Annotated in this window: 16 protein-coding genes; 5 read left to right on the top strand and 11 right to left on the bottom strand. The window is 37.5% G+C overall.

Annotated elements, in window-relative coordinates; translation table 11 throughout:
• Positions 1-79 precede the first annotated feature (79 nt).
• Entirely contained in the window at positions 80-2,035 is a 1,956-nt protein-coding gene (locus FNN08_RS03205; protein ID WP_143583312.1) for an ATP-dependent DNA helicase RecQ, read from the bottom strand.
• Positions 2,036-2,207: 172 nt separating this feature from the next.
• Here FNN08_RS03205 and FNN08_RS03200 point away from each other — a divergent pair, with 172 nt between their 5' ends.
• The 3 genes from FNN08_RS03200 (at position 2,208) to FNN08_RS03190 (ending at position 3,912) form a co-directional block, all read left to right on the top strand.
• Positions 2,208-2,816, top strand: a complete 609-nt coding sequence (locus FNN08_RS03200; protein ID WP_143583311.1) for a HutD family protein — start codon at positions 2,208-2,210, stop codon at positions 2,814-2,816.
• Between the two features lie 79 nt (positions 2,817-2,895).
• Positions 2,896-3,375 carry an acyl-CoA thioesterase gene (locus FNN08_RS03195; RefSeq protein WP_143583310.1) on the top strand — a complete coding sequence of 160 codons (480 nt, stop codon included), beginning with the start codon at positions 2,896-2,898 and terminating at the stop codon, positions 3,373-3,375.
• A 330-nt stretch (positions 3,376-3,705) separates the two neighbouring features.
• The gene (locus tag FNN08_RS03190) at positions 3,706-3,912 is read left to right on the top strand and encodes a cold-shock protein (RefSeq protein ID WP_143583309.1); all 207 of its coding nucleotides are present in this window, start codon (positions 3,706-3,708) and stop codon (positions 3,910-3,912) included.
• Positions 3,913-4,068: 156 nt separating this feature from the next.
• On the opposite strand, the gene FNN08_RS03185 is transcribed toward FNN08_RS03190, so the two are convergent.
• The 3 genes from FNN08_RS03185 to FNN08_RS03175 form a co-directional block, all read right to left on the bottom strand.
• Positions 4,069-4,956: a LysR family transcriptional regulator gene (locus tag FNN08_RS03185; RefSeq protein WP_143583308.1), complete on the bottom strand. Its 888-nt coding sequence runs from the start codon at positions 4,954-4,956 to the stop codon at positions 4,069-4,071.
• Between the two features lie 106 nt (positions 4,957-5,062).
• A complete protein-coding gene (locus FNN08_RS03180; RefSeq protein ID WP_143583307.1) occupies positions 5,063-5,446 on the bottom strand; it encodes a VOC family protein in 384 nt (127 codons plus the stop codon).
• Between the two features lie 103 nt (positions 5,447-5,549).
• A complete protein-coding gene (locus FNN08_RS03175) occupies positions 5,550-7,229 on the bottom strand; it encodes a SufS family cysteine desulfurase (RefSeq protein ID WP_143583306.1) in 1,680 nt (559 codons plus the stop codon).
• A 176-nt stretch (positions 7,230-7,405) separates the two neighbouring features.
• On the opposite strand from FNN08_RS03175, the gene FNN08_RS16290 reads away from it, so the two are divergent.
• Positions 7,406-7,582, top strand: a complete 177-nt coding sequence (locus FNN08_RS16290; RefSeq protein WP_185962556.1) for a hypothetical protein — start codon at positions 7,406-7,408, stop codon at positions 7,580-7,582.
• A 58-nt stretch (positions 7,583-7,640) separates the two neighbouring features.
• Here FNN08_RS16290 and FNN08_RS03170 read toward each other — a convergent pair whose 3' ends face one another.
• From FNN08_RS03170 to pnp, 3 genes are all read right to left on the bottom strand, one after another.
• The gene (locus FNN08_RS03170; protein WP_185962555.1) at positions 7,641-9,179 is read right to left on the bottom strand and encodes a hypothetical protein; all 1,539 of its coding nucleotides are present in this window, start codon (positions 9,177-9,179) and stop codon (positions 7,641-7,643) included.
• A gap of 12 nt (positions 9,180-9,191) precedes the next feature.
• Positions 9,192-10,076, bottom strand: coding sequence for a lipoprotein NlpI (gene nlpI / locus FNN08_RS03165; RefSeq protein ID WP_143583304.1), 885 nt, complete (start codon positions 10,074-10,076; stop codon positions 9,192-9,194).
• Positions 10,077-10,238: 162 nt separating this feature from the next.
• On the bottom strand, positions 10,239-12,359 hold the full coding sequence (gene pnp / locus FNN08_RS03160) for a polyribonucleotide nucleotidyltransferase (RefSeq protein WP_221931762.1): 2,121 nt from the start codon (positions 12,357-12,359) through the stop codon (positions 10,239-10,241).
• Between the two features lie 400 nt (positions 12,360-12,759).
• Between pnp and FNN08_RS03155 the strand changes: the two genes are divergently transcribed.
• Complete coding sequence (locus tag FNN08_RS03155) at positions 12,760-14,067, top strand: aminotransferase class V-fold PLP-dependent enzyme (protein ID WP_143583302.1); 1,308 nt, start codon at positions 12,760-12,762, stop codon at positions 14,065-14,067.
• Between the two features lie 210 nt (positions 14,068-14,277).
• Here the strand turns inward: FNN08_RS03155 and rpsO are convergent, their stop codons facing one another.
• The 4 genes from rpsO to infB all read right to left on the bottom strand — a co-directional run bounded on the left by rpsO (position 14,278) and on the right by infB (position 18,762).
• The gene (gene rpsO, locus FNN08_RS03150) at positions 14,278-14,547 is read right to left on the bottom strand and encodes a 30S ribosomal protein S15 (protein WP_143583301.1); all 270 of its coding nucleotides are present in this window, start codon (positions 14,545-14,547) and stop codon (positions 14,278-14,280) included.
• A 120-nt stretch (positions 14,548-14,667) separates the two neighbouring features.
• The gene (truB, locus tag FNN08_RS03145; RefSeq protein ID WP_143583300.1) at positions 14,668-15,618 is read right to left on the bottom strand and encodes a tRNA pseudouridine(55) synthase TruB; all 951 of its coding nucleotides are present in this window, start codon (positions 15,616-15,618) and stop codon (positions 14,668-14,670) included.
• 3 nt (positions 15,619-15,621) lie between these two features.
• Positions 15,622-16,038 carry a 30S ribosome-binding factor RbfA gene (rbfA, locus tag FNN08_RS03140; protein WP_143583299.1) on the bottom strand — a complete coding sequence of 139 codons (417 nt, stop codon included), beginning with the start codon at positions 16,036-16,038 and terminating at the stop codon, positions 15,622-15,624.
• Between the two features lie 66 nt (positions 16,039-16,104).
• Positions 16,105-18,762 (bottom strand): translation initiation factor IF-2, encoded by a 2,658-nt coding sequence (infB, locus tag FNN08_RS03135; RefSeq protein WP_143583298.1) that lies wholly within the window; start codon positions 18,760-18,762, stop codon positions 16,105-16,107.
• Between the last annotated feature and the right edge of the window lie 11 nt (positions 18,763-18,773).

Below are 18,773 nucleotides of genomic sequence, written 5' to 3'. Positions count from 1 at the left end.
CTGCCAAATACTCACCTTTAAATCTAGAGTAATAATGTAAAAGGGCAAATAAATTAATAACTTCGTGCAATTAATAGAGCTAATTGCCCAAGTTTGTTTGTACCCAATTAAGCACTTCGCCATAACGATAATGCTCGAATACAGCAAAGCCTTTAAGTTTACGGACCCGTAATTTAGTAAATATTGGAGTAGTTAAGCCACATAAAAAACGACTAACGAGCGTTGCCGAGGTTTGCTGCCCTAGCTTGCTAATAATCTCTTGTGCGTATTCATTAAAGTTAAATTCCGTAAGCGGTTTTAATGTAATAACAGGCGGCATTTGTGCAACATGTCCTAAACAAACAGAGCAATGACCACAAGGTTGCTGTAAACGATTATCACTAAAGTAATGCGCTAGCTGAAGACTTAAACATGTATTTGAAGCAAAAAAGGCAAGCAAATGCTCAATACGAGCAATTTCACTGGCTTCTTTATGTTTAAACTGAGTATAAACTTTTGCCTGTAAACCTGCTAAATCTATTAGGTTGGGATTAACTTGATACACTTCAGTCATCTGTTTTGACTGTAGCTCAATTAATGATTTTTCATCAAAATATTCAATGGCACTTATCACTCGGTTTCTTTCACTTGGGTAGAGCTGCTGCAGCTTCTCAAAATTGATCGTATACCATATTTTGGCTTTATCTGATGAGTCAAATATGGCTTTAATAAAGGTTTGTCTTTCACCGCTAAAGTTATTGATTAAGTCTGATTCGCTGCCTTTTAGTTTAAATTTATACTCAGCAAAATAGCTGTAAGCAGGTTTTATTAATCCGGCTAGCTCTAAATATACCAATAATGTTTTTAAACTAAGTAAGCGTATATTTGACTGGCTTGATAAACTATTAAGCACCACTTCCCATTGATTTGCTTTACTCAAAGAGGATTGCGACTGGGCTTTTGTAACATTGTGAATTTCATTTATAACATAACTAATGGCTGTTTCTTCTGGCGTGTCAGCATAAACAAAGTTTTCTAAAATATTCAGGTTGTCATAATTCGCTAGTACTAAGCATTCTGATTGATAACCGTCACGCCCTGCTCTACCTATTTCTTGCGCGTAATTTTCAATAGATTTAGGTAAGTCATAATGAACAACAAATCGAATATCACTTTTATCTATGCCCATACCAAAGGCAATCGTTGCAACAATGAGGTTAACCTTACCGCTCATGAAATCTTGTTGAATCGATTGTCTTAGCTCGCTGTCCATACCGGCATGATATGCCTTAGCCTGATAGCCTTTCGCTGATAAGGTTCGTGCCACCTCTTCGGCAGTTTGCTGCAAAGTAACGTAGACAATCCCAGCTTGCTCAGTTTTATCGTTAAGCCAATGGGCTAAATAGTTATCTTTATCTGCTTGGCTAATGCCTTGTACATGCAGATTTAAGTTATTTCGATAAAAACCAGTTAAGGTAATATTTTCATCAGAGATAGCAAACTTATTGCCCATATCAGCAATAACTTTTTCAGTTGCAGTGGCGGTAAGCAACAAGGTTTGTGCAATGTTAAACTGCTTTTTATATTTTGGCAGTTTTAAATAGTCTGGGCGAAAATTATGGCCCCACTCTGAGATACAATGGGCTTCATCTACGACCAATAATGATATTGGAATTTGTTGTAAAAATTGACGAAAGCGCTCGTTATTTAAACGTTCAACGGAAATCATTAAAATTTTAATCTCACCAGAGCGCACGCCATGCATTACTTGTTGGCTTTGCTCTTTTGATTGCATCGAATCGATACTTGCTGCGGCAATACCACGTGCCTGTAAAAACTCCAGTTGATCTTGCATTAAAGCAAGAAGTGGCGATATAACTAACGTTAAATGCGGCAGAGCGATTGCTGGCAGTTGATAACATAGCGATTTACCTGAGCCTGTAGGAAAAATAGCTGCAGCACTTTGACCTGATAAAATATGCTCAACAACTTGTTGCTGTCCTGGACGAAAGTCGTTAAATCCAAAGTATTGTTTTAATAATTGATGTGATTGCATAGCCGAAAACGTGTATTAGCCGATTCTAAATAGTTAACTTAGAGTATCATTAATGACTGAGAATATCGTTACTAATATCTTTGATATAATGTTACTTACAGTAAGTTTTGCCGATATACTCTACTTTCTTAATAAACTTATTCGATAAGTTTGTAAACCGATCGGTGAATAAATGGATACTATGAAAATAACCTCCCCTGAACAATTTAAAACTACGCCTTGGAAAAATGGTAAAGGTAAAACCATAGAGCTTGCCATCAATGACAATGGCGACTTAAATAATTTTAGCTATCGACTTAGTATTGCCACAGTAAGTGAAGACGGTTTGTTTTCAAATTTTAGTGGTTTGCAACGTAACTTATTTTTATTAAGTGGTACAGGTATTGAGCTTAGCTACGATAAAAATTCACTGTGTGATCTTCAGGGTAATCAAATTCTTAGCCACACATTAAAGGATAAATTAAGTTATGCGACATTTGACGGCGATGCTAAAACCTTTGGCAAACTGTTAAATGGCACTATTACTGACTTTAATGTCATCCATAACGACAAAAAACACCAGTTATCGATTCATACTATAAAAGCACAAACTAGCTATATAATAGACGCATGTTCTCGCTGTTTTATTTATCCGACACATTCAAATATAACCATCAGCGACGCACTTAACACTGAGCATATTATTCGACCAGGACATTTAATAGAGCTTAATAATATAAAAAAACAGCAATATAAAGTTACCGGAACTGAATTGATCGTTGTTCATTTCAATGATTTATAGCATAGTATGTTAAATTAAAGTAATTACTCAACTTAGTCCTGAGTAGAAAAACAACTTATAAGAGTGCACAGAGGATAAAATGAATAAACCGCAAAGAGATTTAACCTTAAGATTTTTAGCTGAGCCACAAGATGTAAATTTTGGTGGAAAGGTGCATGGCGGCGCAGTAATGAAATGGATAGATTTAGCTGCTTATGCTTGTTCAGCGGGCTGGAGTAGTAGATATTGTGTTACGGCCTATGCTGGTGGCATTAGATTTGTTGCCCCTATTCACGTTGGAAACTTAGTTGAAGTAAATGCTAAGGTCATTTATACCGGAAATTCTTCTATGCATATAGCGCTTGAAGTATTCGCATGCGACCCTAAATCAATGAACCGTCGTTTAACCACACATTGTATCGTAATCATGGTTGCGGTTGATGAATCTGGCCAACCGGTTGGTATTCCACAGTGGCAACCAGAAAGTGAAGAAGATATTAAGCAGTACGAAACAGCTAAAAAACTAATGGAAATGCGTAAGCAAATTAGTGAAGAAATGCAGATATACGTGCCAAAATAGCGACTTTAAAGGCCATTATTTCATCAAAAAGGTATTAAAAAATTGTTATTACAAATTACTACACTTTCTTGTAATAAATTTTAGTTGATAAAATACAAGTAATTAAAAATGTAATTTTGATTATATTAATTAACATAACCAAAATTCTATTGACTTGGGCTTAGTCCTCTATATAATGACTCTCGAATTGAAAGTTCTACAAAATATTTATCTTTGCTAAATCGATACCTTTACAGATATCGCGATGTGTTTATAAGTAATATAGTGTGCTTCCAAAAATTGTCTTCATATTGAAGACTCAAATTACTCTTAAATACATAGGAAATTAATATGTCTGTTACAACTGGTACAGTAAAATGGTTCAACGAAGCTAAAGGTTTTGGTTTTATCGAGCAAGAAAATGGTCCTGACGTTTTCGCTCACTTCCGTTCAATCGTTGGCGAAGGTTTCAAAACTTTAGCTGAAGGCCAAAAAGTTGAGTTCACTGTAACTCAAGGTCAAAAAGGTCCTCAAGCTGAAAACATCAAAGCTCTTTAATTTTAAATGAGTATGCCAGTTTAAACTGGTTTGATGATAAAGGTAGAACTTAGGTTTTACCTTTTTTTTTGCTTAAAATTTACCAAAAATCAAGAGGGTCAGATCAACTTGAAACCCTGCTCATTTTATTCTCTCCTATGCCTCTTTCCATACTTTCTAACTCACAGTTAAAAACTTCCCAATATTGAGCTTAAGCCAATTGTAGCGCTTAGGTAAATCTTTATTCGCCTTATGGACCAAGTATAAATCATCACTAATAGAATTATTTAATGGTAAGGTATATAGCTTATTTGGCTCATTAAACTGCTTAACAGCAAACTCTGGCAAAACAGTAAAACCAAGGCCAAATGCTACCGGTAATAAAATTTGGTTTAATTGATTAACAAAACCACTTTGCTTGATCTCACTTATACTTTTAAATTCACCTTTAAAGTTTGCCGATAACAACCGCTCAGCATATTGGTGCCCATCAGGGTGATTAATAAAACCTAAACTAAGCAAATCGTTAAAACTCACTTTTTTATTTTTATAACTTGCAGGAAGGATCAAACAAAAAGGTTGATTAGCAATTTTTTCAAAGTGCAGTTCGCTTGCAGCAAATTGCTGACTGACAACACCTAAATCAATTTTATTGCTAATAATTTTATCAATAATCCCTTGGTTAGAGTCAGCTTGTATATGAATAGACAGTTCAAGGTATTGGGCTTGTCGAGACAGTAAATGAGGATAAATTTGGGTAACAACAGCACCAGAGCAAGCAAGAGTACACATACCCTTATGTTCGGAGTCTTCTTTAATGTTCGTTTTAAGAATTTGTTCTTGCTGCTTTTGCTGCTTTACAAATTCGTATAAGGTTTTACCAGCTTCTGTTAACTCAAAGCTTTTACCTATACGGTTTATCAGAGCTACATCAAGTTGTGCCTCCAACTTGCCTATATGCTGACTAACTCCTGGTTGAGTCATAAAAAGCTTCTTAGCAGTTTTAGTGAAGTGCCCTACTTCAACCAAAACATAAAATGTGTGCAACCATTTATTATTTAACATTACCCTGCTCTTTTGTAGATGTAACAACAGATAAACAATAACAAAAAATTATTATTAATGCAGTAATTGATAATCTAAAAGATTTAATGTTTTAATCTTGCTGTGGCTACTCAGATAAAGGAAGTTCAGCCATAATTCCGATCAAGTTATTATCTGGGTCTCTAATAAATGCCATCCATAGTTCATGATCTGGCATTTTTACCGCAAGTGCAGGCTCTCGCTCAAAGACTATTAATTTTTGCTTTAGTTGCTCAGAAAAAAGTTTAATATCATCAACCTTATAATAAATAACAGAGGTTTTATGATCTTGCTCATGGCCTTGTAATGTGGTCAACATTAAACGAGTACCACCACAATCGAAAAAAGCTAAGCCAGGCGGCGCTTCAAATAATAAAGTTAAGCCTAAACTATCTCGATAGAATTGTTTAGCTTGCTCTATATTATTAACCGCAATTGCTATTTGGCCGATAGACTGTATTGATGCACTCATAAAATCTCCATAACAGCTAAGCTTCATAGTTAAAACTAGCCGTTTAATTTACAGTGAGCAAATGATTTAAAATATCATTTCAAGTTGATCTGACCCTCTTGATTTAGAGGTAGCTTGCGGCAAGTTGTTCGATACGTTCAACAATAGCTCTTACGCCATTACCTCGCGATGGGCTTAAGTGTTGCATTAAACCGAGCTGGCTAAAAAAGTTAGATATATCAAAAGCAATAATTTGCTCTGCTGTTTTATGCTGATAAGCACTTAAAATAATGACCATTAAACCACGGATAACTTTTGCATCGCTATCTGCCATAAAAGACAGCTGTTTAGTAGTCAAATCAAGACTTACCTGAAGCCATGAGTTACTTTCACAACCATTAATTAAATCGTCATCAGTGCGCTGTTGTTTATCTATTCTAGGTAATTGCTTGGCAAGTAACATGATTTGCCTATGTTTTAAATCCCAAGAATTAGCTTTGTTAAATAGGTTTATTATTTGAGTTTGATCTGGAGTATTTATACTTTCTAGCGATGGCTTGATAGATGTTGATGTTTGGTCAGTTTCATCTCCTTGCACAAGTAACTTTAACTGCTTAATAAGTTCATCAATTTCAGCAAAGGTATTGTATGGGGCAAGAGAAACACGCACACTACCATCTAATTTAAACAAGTCCATCAGCGGCATAGCACAATGATGACCACTGCGAACCGCAATACCTTTACTATCAAGAAAGGTTGCCACATCATGATGATGCAGGTCGTTGATGGTAAAACTAAATAAAGGAATATCGGGTTGCTGTTCGACTAAAAATTCAAGCCCAGGAATTGTAGTTAACCCTTGGTAGGCATATTGACATAGCCTTTGTTCATATTCAGTCATAGGGGTTAAAAACGATGGAGAAAAGAGCTCAAGACAACTACCTAAGCCTACTACTCCAACAATATTGGGCGTGCCTGCTTCAAACTTGTGAGGCAAGGTATTGTAAGTTGTGCCAGTAAAACTTACTTTCTTGATCATCTCTCCGCCAAACTGATACGGCGGCATTTTCTCTAACAGCTCTTGTTTGCCGAAAAGTACGCCAATGCCAGTTGGCCCATACATTTTATGGGCTGAAAACACGTAAAAATCACAATCTAGCGCTTGTACATCAATAATCGTATGAGCAATTGACTGGGCGCCATCAATTAATGTTTTAGCGCCAACGCCTTTAGCAAGCGCAATGAGTTGCTCTATCGGGTTTATTTTACCAATCACATTAGAAATATGGTTGATTGCTAATAACTTACACTTTGAAGAAATAATACGTTGCGCCTGCACCAGATCAATTCGTCCGCATTTATCTAATGGCAAAACTTTTATAACAACACCTATTTGGTTAGCAAGGTTTTGCCAAGGCACTATATTGGCGTGATGCTCCGCTTGGGAAACAACAATTTCATCCCCCGCAGATAAGTTAGTTAAGCCGAAACACTGAGCGACTAGGTTGATTGCTTCCGTTGTGCCTTTAGTCCAAATAATTTCCTTTGCAGATTTCGCGTTTATTAACTTTTGAACTTGCAAGCGGACTATTTCAAAAGACTCTGTCGCTTTTGCACTAAGAAAATGAGAGCCACGATGAACATTTGCATTACTTTCTTGATAAAAGTTTTGTGAAGTTTTTATGACAGCTTTATATTTTTGTGTCGTTGCCGCGTTGTCAAAATAAATGAGGCCTGAATCTTTATTAAGCTTTTGTAAAATCGGAAATTTTCTTCTAAATTCAGTTTCTGAAAAAGTATTCATAAGATTGTATTTTGACATCTAAGTAAGGCTATTTGGTTTTATTATAACCTAGCTTTAAGAATAAATATTCGTAATTTCAATCAGTAAATTACAATAATTTTGGCAAACTTTTAGTTTCTTTACTATAACTTAAAGTCCAAACAAAAATTAGATAAAACAACTGTGAGATGGACTTTATGACTTTATTTTCTTGGTTTAACCGTGTAGATGAAATTAATGATGATAAATTAATAACGATAAAACCTGTGGCACTGAAACAAACATCTATGTGGCCCGTTGCTAAAATAAAATTTACCAACTCTTTAGTCGATCATTCAAAACCAACAAATGAAGAAGGTATAGAAAAGCAATAAAGGACAACACACTAAGCACCAAATGCCCAATTAGAAACTCTAAGCAACACAACTACTTTTAAAACCCTCCTTGTGATATTACTTTTTGCCTGCGCTGATCTGTTTCTAATTTAGCCGACTCAACAAACCACTGTTGCGCTAACTCTCCCTGCTCCTGGCGCAATAAAGATAAGCCGATATTATATTGATACGAAGGCATATTAAACTTATCAGCAGCATTAAAACTAAGTTGTTGATATGTATCTGGAAGGCTTTGCTCAAAGTATTCTAATTTAGTAGCAATACTTACAGGTTTAAATGTTAATGCTTCATGATTATTACAAGTATTAGTAGGAAATAAACCAACTTTTTGCTTATGTGACATTGGAGTGCCAACTTTATACTTAGTGGTGTTATTCATAGTTACAGGCGTTGTTAATGGTGTATCAGAAGCTATTAGATTTCGCCATGGCAATTTAGCAAGTAAGATTGCACGAGCTTGTGTTTCATTATTGTAATAGCGTTTATCAACTTTAATCACATTATTAGCGATAGCTTCATCATTGCTAGCTAAGCATACATTATGACTAGCATGTAAAGGGTATTCATCGACATAGCCAATCAAATGCATCAACTCATGTTCGACTACTTGCTGGCTGTCTTGCTCATCGATATATAAAATCCCATGATTAACATTTGCCCCACCTTTTTCAACAAGTACGCCAAGATATTTAATGTCTGGCTCTAGCGCTTTATCTTGCCAAATAGACTCATCACATTGAATTCTCTGCTCATCAGAATGTGAGCATTTAAGCTCAGCTTTACTTATAAACCTAGGAGTAGAAAAACAAAATTTCTGTGAATAAAACGGAGTAACAGATAATAATGCGATTTGTTGCTCTAATTTTGATAGTGCCGGAATTGAAGTCGCAAAAAATTGGATTTTGTTATCACAAGAAAGCGCTTTAGATGAGCTAGAATTTGCTTTAGATAAAAGCGAGTTTGCCGGCTGTTCTAGATGATATTGGCTAGGTAACACCCTATAGCGATTGATCAATTGGCGTAAATGCTTACCGCGGTCAGATTTTAACAGGCGAATGTTATGGCTTAACTGCTCTAGATCGTTAAATTCAATAGCTAAATGAGTACTAAGAATAAGTGCATCATCATTACTATCTAGCAACTCACTTAATGCACGCTTAGCCTCTAAGTATTGTTTTTGCTGAGGCTGTGCTGCTAGCTTATTTTCAATATTGGTAATTAAGGCGTCTACAGAGCCAAGCTCTGCGGCTTTATCAAACCAGTATTGATAATTACGTTGTTGCTGCTTTAGCTTATAATATTGGCTCAATTGCCATGCGATATCGGCATCATTCCGAGCTAAGTTTGTAGCTAATTTTTGCCACTTTTTAGAGCCATGCTCCACTTCTCTAATATGCTGATACTGGGCAACGTCTAAGCCAAGGCTTAAACCTAATAAGTATTGGCTTGTATAGTGCTCCGGCGCTAACTTATATTCAGCGCTAGATAAAAAACTATCTAAGCTTTTTAACAAAGAAAAAGAGCTTGTTGATAACAACAAGCTCAATAAAATAATAACAACAACTCGTAAGCTCACAGAATGGCTTATTTAGTTAATTTGTGGGCCAACTGTCGCATTTAAGAGTTGCAACTCTAACTTCGCGTAGCGGTGTTCAATAAATTCATAAACATTGGTGCTCAACGCTAACTTAAAGTAATCGGCAGCAATGCTTGGTTGCTCTTTAAGAAGGTGATATTTACCTAAATAAAAGTATGCTTCACATAATCGGTTAGTTAATTCTTTATGGCTAGTTACACCAACACCTAACTGCGCGATAAACTCTTGCTCACTCATTTCATCTAAAAATAATCTTAAAACGTTATTTGCCCAACTATTATGCTCAATTGCATCTAAGTTACTTTTTAAATGAGCTTTAGCACTAACCCTATCAATATCATTTTCGACTAAATAAACCCAAGCGATACGATATGGGTCATGTTTTTGTGCTTCTTTGAAATGTGATAAGTCATCAATCGCTAGACGCGGGCGAGCGCCGTAATATAAAGCTATACCACGGTTTAAATAAGCATACTCATGCATAGGGTCTAACTCAATAGCAGAGTCAAAAGCCTCATAGGCTTGTAAAAAATCTTGTCTTTGGGTGTGATGAATGCCAATAAAGTTATAGGCATCAACTAAATTTGGCTGCAGACGAATTGCCCGTTGAAAATCAAAACTAGCCAAACCACGAAGACCAACACTGTCATAAATAACGCCGCGGTCATAAAAAAGCTTAGCTCTTTGCTCGTTAGTAACCTCTACACGAGTTAAAATTTCTGACAAGCGTGCTAGAGCGATTTCACTTTGTTGGCTGATAGGTAACGGCTCAGCAATAATTAAGTTAGAAAAATTTGGATCAGACTTATTAGTTGTAGCACAACCTTGTAAAAGTAAGAAAAGTAACGCTGAAACAGCGGGTAATTTTAGCTTCACATAAGCTCCTAGGAGAAAATACTTTATATATCATAGTCTATACCAATTTCGTTGAATTAGTATTGGTATTAACCAGTATATAAAAAAGGGAGCCATTCGGCTCCCTTTTTATTAAGTATTTATTGTAACAAAAGAAATTTAGTTACTTATAAGCGTTAATGCTTACTCAGCAGCTGGTGCTTCTTCTGCAGAATCGGCTGATTTCTCAACCGCTTCTTTCATACTTAAACGTACGCGACCTTGACGATCTACTTCTAGTACTTTAACTGTAACTTCTTGACCTTCTTTTAAGAAGTCAGTCACGTTGTTCACACGCTCTTCAGCAATTTGTGAAATGTGAACCAAACCATCTTTACCAGGTAATACGTTAACAAACGCACCAAAGTCAACGATACGTACTACTTTACCAGTGTAAATAGTACCAACTTCGATTTCAGCCGTTAATGCTTTAATACGGTTGATTGCATCTTCAGCTTGTAAGCCATCAGTTGCTGCAATTTTAACTGTACCATCATCTTCGATTTCAATTGTTGTGCCAGTTTCTTCAGTAAGTTGACGAATTGTTGCGCCACCTTTACCAATAACGTCACGAATCTTATCTGCATTGATTTTAAGCGTATGAATGCGTGGAGCAAACTGAGAGATATCTTCACGAGCAGAAGCTAGTGCATCATCCATAACACTAAGGATATGAATACGTGCGCCTTTAGCTTGTGTTAATGCAGTTTGCATGATGTCTTTAGTGATACCTTCAATCTTGATATCCATTTGCAGTGCAGTGATACCATCTTTAGTACCCGCTACTTTAAAGTCCATGTCACCTAAGTGATCTTCATCACCTAAGATATCAGAAAGAACAACGTGGCTGTCACCTTCTTTAACTAGACCCATAGCGATACCAGCAACAGAATCTTTAATTGGAACACCAGCGTCCATTAACGCTAAAGATGTACCACAAACAGAAGCCATTGAAGATGAACCGTTAGACTCAGTAATTTCAGAAACCACACGTACTGAGTACGGGAATTCTTCAATTGTAGGCATAACAGCTAACATACCGCGTTTAGCTAAACGACCGTGACCAATTTCACGACGCTTTGGAGAACCAACAAAACCAGTTTCACCTACACAGTATGGAGGGAAATTGTAATGTAACATGAAGTTATCAGTTTTCTCACCTAAGATAGTTTCAACACGTTGTGCATCACGTTGCGTACCTAAAGTAGCAGCAACTAATGCTTGTGTTTCACCACGTGTAAACACAGCTGAACCGTGGGTACGAGGAAGAACACCAGTCATTACGTCTAATGCACGGATCATTTCAGGATCGCGACCATCGATACGAGGTGCGCCAGAAGTAATACGTTCACGAACAACTTTTTTCTCTAAGTCGTGGAATAAATCTTTAGCTTCTTGAACATTTAATTCTTCGTCTTCTGCTAATAATTTTTCAACTACTGCATTACGAATTTCAGCAACTTTCTCGTAACGAGAAGCTTTTTCAGTAATTTGGTACGCGTCGTTAACGTCAGCAGTTGCTAATTCAGCAATTTTATTCGTTAATTCTTCGTTCTTAACTGGAGCAACCCATTCCCAAGAAGGAGTGTTTACTTCAGCAGCAAATTCTCTAATTGCATTGATTGCAGTTTGCGATTGCTCATGGCCGTAAACAACAGCACCAAGCATAACGTCTTCTGATAACACTTGAGCTTCTGACTCAACCATAAGTACTGCAGCTTCAGTACCTGCAACAACTAAGTCTAACTTGCTTTCTTCAAGCTCAGTTTGAGTTGGGTTTAACACGTAAGCATCGTTTAAGTAACCAACACGAGCCGCACCAACAGGGCCACTAAAAGGCATACCTGAAATAGCTAATGCAGCAGAAGTACCTAATAAAGAGATGATATCAGGTGCAATTTCAGGGTTAGCTGAAACAACAGTAATGATAACTTGTACTTCGTTATTGAATCCTTCAGGGAATAAAGGACGAATTGGACGGTCAATTAAACGTGCAGTTAATGTTTCTTCTTCTGAAGGACGACCTTCACGTTTGAAGAAACCACCAGGAATTTTACCTGCTGCGTATGTTTTTTCTTGGTAATTTACTGTAAGTGGGAAAAAGTCTTGGCCTTCTTTGGCATCTTTTTTACCTACTACAGATACTAATACGCTAGTATCATCCATGCTTGCCATTACAGCAGCTGTTGCTTGACGAGCGATAACACCTGTTTCTAGTGTTACTGTATGCTGTCCGTACTCAAATGTTTTAGTAATCGGAGTCACTATATTTTCCTCTTTAAGGGCCCTATGCCCTATTTCGTTTCATCGTTGTTAAATACCAATTGGGTTAAGTATGTGCCAATGCTTTGGCAGATAATTAATCCAATTGGTATAGTCGCGCCTAATTATACTGATTTGTACTGTGAATGCTAGTTATTACATTGAGTTAAATGTGCTATTAAGTACAAAATAAGCACCAATATCTACTATGTTTTATAAGTAAAAATTTAACCTAGCAACCCCGACTAACTAAAAATTGGTATAAGCCGCTATTTTAACCTAAAGTAATTACATTCAACTCTACTGGTTGTTAACTAATTTATAATTGAAACTAACCTAAATTAGCGGGTAAATATAAATATTGTAACGGTGACTTGGGTACCCGCTTTTGAGTGAGGATAACATGTTAAGACGTCAATTTTTAAATCGACTTGGCTTGGTTCTAGGCACAGGTCTATTAAATTCAACATCAGTAATTGCGGCTGCAAATTCAAGTCTAACTAATCAACAGATAAAACCGGGCGATTGGAAAACTCTACGTACCTTATTCCCTTTAACAAAAGACTATATTCAACTATCGACATTTTTATTAGCATCCCACCCAAAACCGGTAAGTGATGCAATTGAAATGCACCGTAAAGGCTTAGATGAGAACCCCGCTGATTATTGGCACGATCGGTTTTTAACTATTGAAGCTGATATCGCCAAAGTTGCAGCTCAATATATGGGAGGAAAGCCAGAAAACATAGCGTTAACTGATAGTACTACCATGGGACTAGGGCTTGTTTATAGTGGTTTAAAGTTAGAGCCCGGTGAAGAGATATTACAAACAACTCATGATCATTACTCCACCGATCTATCATTAGCTTCTCGAGCAAAAAGAACAGGTGCAATAGTAAAAAGAGTATCGCTTTACCAAGATCCAGCTCAAGCAAATATCAAAGATATCGTGAATAACCTAACTGCAGCAATCACATCAAATACTAAAGTTATAGCGGTTACTTGGGTTCATTCATCAACAGGTGTAAAACTACCCATTAGAGTTATGGCAGATGCCATTGCTAAAATAAACAATAAAAGGAGTGAAGCTAAACAAATAATTTTTTGTGTCGATGGAGTGCATGGCTTTGGTATAGAGAACCAAGATATTAGTAACTTAGGTTGTGATTTTTTTATTGCTGGCACACATAAGTGGATATTTGGCCCTAGGGGCACTGGTATTATTTGGGGAAATGATAAGGCTTGGCAACAATGTGAAGTTGTTATCCCTAGCTTCAGCGCATCTTATGATGTTTGGCTTGGTGGAACAACCCAAGACATGGTTCCTGTGGGTGAGCATATGACACCAGGTGGATTTCATTCTTTTGAACACAGGTGGGCATTACCAGAAGCGTTTAAACTACATATGCAACTAGGTAAAAATAATGTCGAACAACGTATACATCAATTAAACACACAAACAAAAGAAGGCCTAGCTAACATCCCTAACACAACTATTTACACACCGACTTCAACTGAATTATCTTCTGGCTTAGTATGCTTTGATATTAAAGGCAAAAAAGCTGATGAGATAGTTCGTGCTATGCATAAAAAAGGAGTAATAATGAGTAGTACACCTTACCGAGACAGCTATCCTCGCTTTGCCCCTTCATTATTAAACAACGAACAAGAGATTGAGCAAACACTCGCTCATATTAGAAGTTTGGTTTAGTTTGAGTTGTTTGAAAATATTAGAAGTACAGCTTTTAAAGTCTAGTTGTGGGTTGTAGTCTAGCAAAACTAAGCCACGACGTATATGGATATACTAATGCCATGATCGCACGGATGCGAAGGAATGGTCCATGGTGTTTCGGCATACTCCACGTCGTGAAGAGCAAAAAAAAAGAGCCGTAAGGCTCTTTTTTCTTGAATAGATCTTGTCTTAGCGACGTAAACCTAATTTACCGATTAAAGCAGTGTAACGTTCAACGTTTTTGCCTTTTAAGTAATCAAGTAATTTACGACGTTGAGATACCATGCGTAATAAACCACGACGTGAGTGGTGATCATGGATGTGCTCTTTGAAGTGACCTTGTAAGTGGTTGATTTGAGTAGTTAACAAAGCAACTTGTACTTCTGGAGAACCAGTATCACCTTCAGATTGAGCGTATTCTGCAACGATTGCAGCTTTTTCTGTAGCGTTTAAAGACATAATATATACCTTAGTGTTTTAGTTTAAAATCCCGTCAAGCCAAACACTAATTCAGCAAGACGACAAAAGAGCGCGTATTCTAACAATATAAATGCACTTTGCAAGTCATTTATATTGTTTTTACGAGTTTAGGCTATGATCAACAACAATACGTTTTGGCGCGAGCATACCATCATCATTAATATGGGCTACTCCGATAAACTCTTTCTCATCTCCTAAAGTTACTTTAACTAAAGTTCCTGTAGCAGGAAGACCAGAAGCGGAAACGGGGTTACCTAATCGCAAAAAGCGAGCAGAGTCAGCATCAACATTAATTTCAGTTAGCTCAAATACCGCTGTATCCATAGGAACAAGTAACGAATCGAGCACATCGTAAGGCTCTTCACCTTTTGCTTTAGCATCTTCTACTAATGATTTTAAATGATCTAATGTTACCATTTTAGCCACTGGATACGGACCTACTTTAGTACGACGTAGCATACTAACGTGTGCGCCACAGCCAAGCAGCTCACCTAAATCATCAATAATGGTGCGAATATAAGTGCCTTTAGAAACGTGAATTTCTAAATCAACTTCATCACCTTCAAAGCGTTGTAACTCAAGATTAAATACAGTTATATCACGTGCTTCACGTTCAATAGTTATACCTTCACGTGCATATTTATATAAAGGCTGGCCTTGATACTTTAATGCTGAGTACATTGACGGTACTTGTTTAGAGTCACCTCTGAATGAATCAAGTGCAGGCAGTAACTCTGCCTCAGTAATATTTACTGGTTTTTCACTTACTACTTCACCTTCAGCATCACTTGTTGTCGTGCGAATACCAAGTTTAGCGGTAACTATATAAGTTTTGTCTGTGTCTAATAAAAACTGAGAAAACTTAGTACCTTCACCAAAACAAATAGGCAACATGCCAGTGGCCATTGGATCAAGAGCACCAGTATGCCCAGCTTTGTTAGCAAAGAATAAGCGTTTACAAACTTGTAAAGCAGAGTTAGATGACATTTCATATGGCTTATCTAGCAATAAAATGCCATCAATTTGACGACCTTTTCTACGCTTAGCCATTAATTAGTCTTCCTTGCTTTCGTCTGTTGCATCAGTAGCTTGTTCGTCTTGATTTGCTTTACGCTCATCATCACGAATTACTTGGTCAACAAGTGAAGACATACGAACACCTTCAACTAATGACTTATCATAAACAAAACGAAGTTGCGGCATAATACGAGCGCGCAACGTTTTAGCTAATAATGAGCGGATATAACCTGCTGCATCATTTAAAATATTTACAGATTGCTTAACGCTTTCTTCGTCATCACCAAAAAAGGTAACAAATACTTTTGCGTAAGCTAAATCACGAGTTACATCTACCGATGAAACCGTAACCATACCAAGACGAGGATCTTTAATTTCGCGTTGTAAAATAACCGCGATTTCTCGTTGGATTTCTTGTGATACTCGATCGGTACGAGCAAATTCTCTAGCCATGTTTGACTCCACAAATGCAAATAGGGGCTAAGCCCCTATTTGATAAAATTTAATAAACTATCAAGCTTATAGTGAACGTTTAACTTCAACAGTTTCAAATACTTCGATTTGATCGCCAACTCTAACGTCGTTGTAGTTCTTAACACCGATACCACACTCAGTATCTTTACGAACTTCTTGTACGTCATCTTTAAAGCGACGAAGTGATTCTAATTCACCTTCGTAAATTACAACGTTTTCACGTAATACACGAATTGGTGCGCTACGTTTAATTGTACCTTCAGTAACCATACAACCAGCGATAGCACCAATCTTAGGCGACTTAAATACGTCACGCACTTGTGCAAGACCAATGATTTCTTGTTTAAATTCTGGTGCAAGCATACCACTCATAGCAGATTTAACTTCATCGATAAGCGCATAAATAACGCTGTAATAACGTAAGTCTAAGTTTTCTGATTCGATAACTTTACGTGCTGATGCATCGGCACGAACGTTGAAACCTACTACGATTGCATTTGATGCAGCAGCAAGAGAGGCATCAGTTTCAGTAATACCACCTACACCTGAACCAACAATCTTAACTTTAACTTCTTCAGTTGAAAGTTTAAGTAATGAATCTGAAATCGCTTCAAGTGAACCTTGAACATCAGATTTAATTACTAAGTTCAGCTCAGAAATATCGCCAGATTCCATGTTAGAGAACATATTCTCTAGTTTAGATTTCTGTTGACGAGCAAGTTTCACATCACGGAATTTACCTTGACGGAATAATGCAACTTCACGCGCTTTCTTCTCATCTTTAACAACGGTTGCTTCATCACCTGATTGTGGCACACCACTTAAACCAAGGATTTCTACCGGGATCGAAGGACCAGCAGTTGTGATTGCTTTACCATTTTCGTCGCGCATTGCACGAACACGGCCATATTCAAGACCACAAAGTACGATATCACCTTGCTTTAATGTACCTTCTTGAACAAGTACAGTTGCAACAGGACCACGACCTTTATCAAGTTTAGATTCAACCACAACACCACTTGCCATTTTATCTACTACAGCAGTAAGTTCTAGAACTTCTGATTGTAGTAATACAGCGTCAAGTAAGTCATCAACACCTAAACCAGTTTTAGCTGATACAGGACAGAATTGAACGTCACCGCCCCACTCTTCAGAAAGAACGTCATGTTGAGAAAGTTCGCTACGAACACGTTCTACATCAGTTGATTCTTTATCCATTTTGTTAATTGCGATGATAATTGGCACCTCAGATGCCTTCGCATGTTGAATTGCTTCAACAGTTTGTGGCATTACACCATCATCAGCAGCAACAACGATAATTACGATATCTGTTGCTTTTGCACCACGTGAACGCATTGCAGTAAACGCCGCGTGACCTGGAGTATCTAAGAAAGTGATCATACCGTGACCAGTTTCAACGTGATAAGCACCGATATGCTGAGTAATACCACCAGCTTCGCCAGCAGCAACCTTTGCTTTACGGATGTAATCTAGTAATGATGTTTTACCATGGTCAACGTGACCCATAATAGTTACTACAGGAGCACGAGTAATAGCATCACCTGAAATACCACGATCTTCTAAAACGGCATCTTCAAGCGCATTTTCATTAACTAGTAATGCAGTGTGCCCCATTTCTTCTACCACTAAAGCGGCAGTTTCTTGGTCGATTACTTGGTTGATGGTTGCCATAGCACCCATTTTAAACATCGCTTTAACAACTGCGGCGCCTTTAACTGCCATTTTATCGGCAAGTTCAGCAACTGAAATTGTTTCACCAATACGGATTTCACGTTCAACTGCTTTCGCAGGTTTAGTAAAGCCATGCTGTAAAGATGTAGGAGCATTTAAAGACGCTTTGCCTTTGCCTCTAGAGTTGCGATTACCGCGGTCATCATTTTTGTTTGACTTCTTCTTACGACGACGACGTCCGCCGCCTTCTTCTTGAGCGTCAACTTTATCTTCAGCTTCTTGTGCGTATTTAGAAGATGTTACATGAACAACTTCTTTTTCTTTTTTCTTACGCTCTGCTTCTTGCTCTTTCCAACGTGCTTCATTTTCTTCAGCAAGTTTTTTAGCCGCTTCAGCAGACGCTAATGCTTCTTGTTCAGCTTTTGCCGCAGCTTCTTTTTCCTGAGCTAAACGAATCTTTTTCTCTTCTTCGTTTTCTTGCTTAGGAGCAGCAGGTGCTTCTTTAGCTTTAGCAGCAGCGGCAGCTTTTGCACGCTCTTTAGCTTCGGCGTCAGCTTTTGCTTTAGCCGCTGCTTTTGCTTTGTTTTCAGCATCAAGTTTAGCTTTAGCTTCAGCAGCTGCTTTCGCTTCTGCAGCTGCTTGCTCTTCTGCTGCAATACGTGCTTCTTCAGCCGCTTTTGCTTCAGCTTCTGCTTGCGCTTTTAATTCAACATCGCTCGCTTTAACGTAAGTACGCTTTTTACGAACTTCAACTTGAACTTGCTTAGCTTTGCTACCAGAGCCAACAGAAAGTGTTGATTTAGTTTTACGGTTAAGTGTCATACGTTTAGGCTTGCCTTCCGTATCATCACCGTGTTGCTTTTTAAGGTGTACAAGCAAGGCTTCTTTTTCTTGCTCTGTCACGCTATCGCTAGCACTTTTTTTAATACCAGCATCAGCTAATTGGCTTAATAATTTACTTTCATCAGTGCCAATTTCGCTAGCAAGTTGTTTTACGGTTACATCTGTCATTAATTCTTTCT

The sequence above is a fragment of the Thalassomonas sp. M1454 genome (genome assembly GCF_007097525.1).
In the GTDB taxonomy this organism is placed as follows: Bacteria; Pseudomonadota; Gammaproteobacteria; order Enterobacterales; family Alteromonadaceae; genus Thalassotalea_A.
Note: the sequence above shows the minus strand (reverse complement) of the source record. Positions and strands in the feature narration are given on the sequence as shown.

What these genes read in the sequence shown, in the direction of transcription:
- FNN08_RS03205 (WP_143583312.1), bottom strand. Translation starts at nt 2,035, where the DNA reads ATGCAATCACATCAATTATTAAAACAATACTTTGGATTTAACGACTTT.
- FNN08_RS03200 (WP_143583311.1), top strand. Translation starts at nt 2,208, where the DNA reads ATGGATACTATGAAAATAACCTCCCCTGAACAATTTAAAACTACGCCT.
- FNN08_RS03195 (WP_143583310.1), top strand. Translation starts at nt 2,896, where the DNA reads ATGAATAAACCGCAAAGAGATTTAACCTTAAGATTTTTAGCTGAGCCA.
- FNN08_RS03190 (WP_143583309.1), top strand. Translation starts at nt 3,706, where the DNA reads ATGTCTGTTACAACTGGTACAGTAAAATGGTTCAACGAAGCTAAAGGT.
- FNN08_RS03185 (WP_143583308.1), bottom strand. Translation starts at nt 4,956, where the DNA reads ATGTTAAATAATAAATGGTTGCACACATTTTATGTTTTGGTTGAAGTA.
- FNN08_RS03180 (WP_143583307.1), bottom strand. Translation starts at nt 5,446, where the DNA reads ATGAGTGCATCAATACAGTCTATCGGCCAAATAGCAATTGCGGTTAAT.
- FNN08_RS03175 (WP_143583306.1), bottom strand. Translation starts at nt 7,229, where the DNA reads ATGAATACTTTTTCAGAAACTGAATTTAGAAGAAAATTTCCGATTTTA.
- FNN08_RS16290 (WP_185962556.1), top strand. Translation starts at nt 7,406, where the DNA reads ATGACTTTATTTTCTTGGTTTAACCGTGTAGATGAAATTAATGATGAT.
- FNN08_RS03155 (WP_143583302.1), top strand. Translation starts at nt 12,760, where the DNA reads ATGTTAAGACGTCAATTTTTAAATCGACTTGGCTTGGTTCTAGGCACA.
- rpsO (WP_143583301.1), bottom strand. Translation starts at nt 14,547, where the DNA reads ATGTCTTTAAACGCTACAGAAAAAGCTGCAATCGTTGCAGAATACGCT.
- truB (WP_143583300.1), bottom strand. Translation starts at nt 15,618, where the DNA reads ATGGCTAAGCGTAGAAAAGGTCGTCAAATTGATGGCATTTTATTGCTA.
- rbfA (WP_143583299.1), bottom strand. Translation starts at nt 16,038, where the DNA reads ATGGCTAGAGAATTTGCTCGTACCGATCGAGTATCACAAGAAATCCAA.
- infB (WP_143583298.1), bottom strand. Translation starts at nt 18,762, where the DNA reads ATGACAGATGTAACCGTAAAACAACTTGCTAGCGAAATTGGCACTGAT.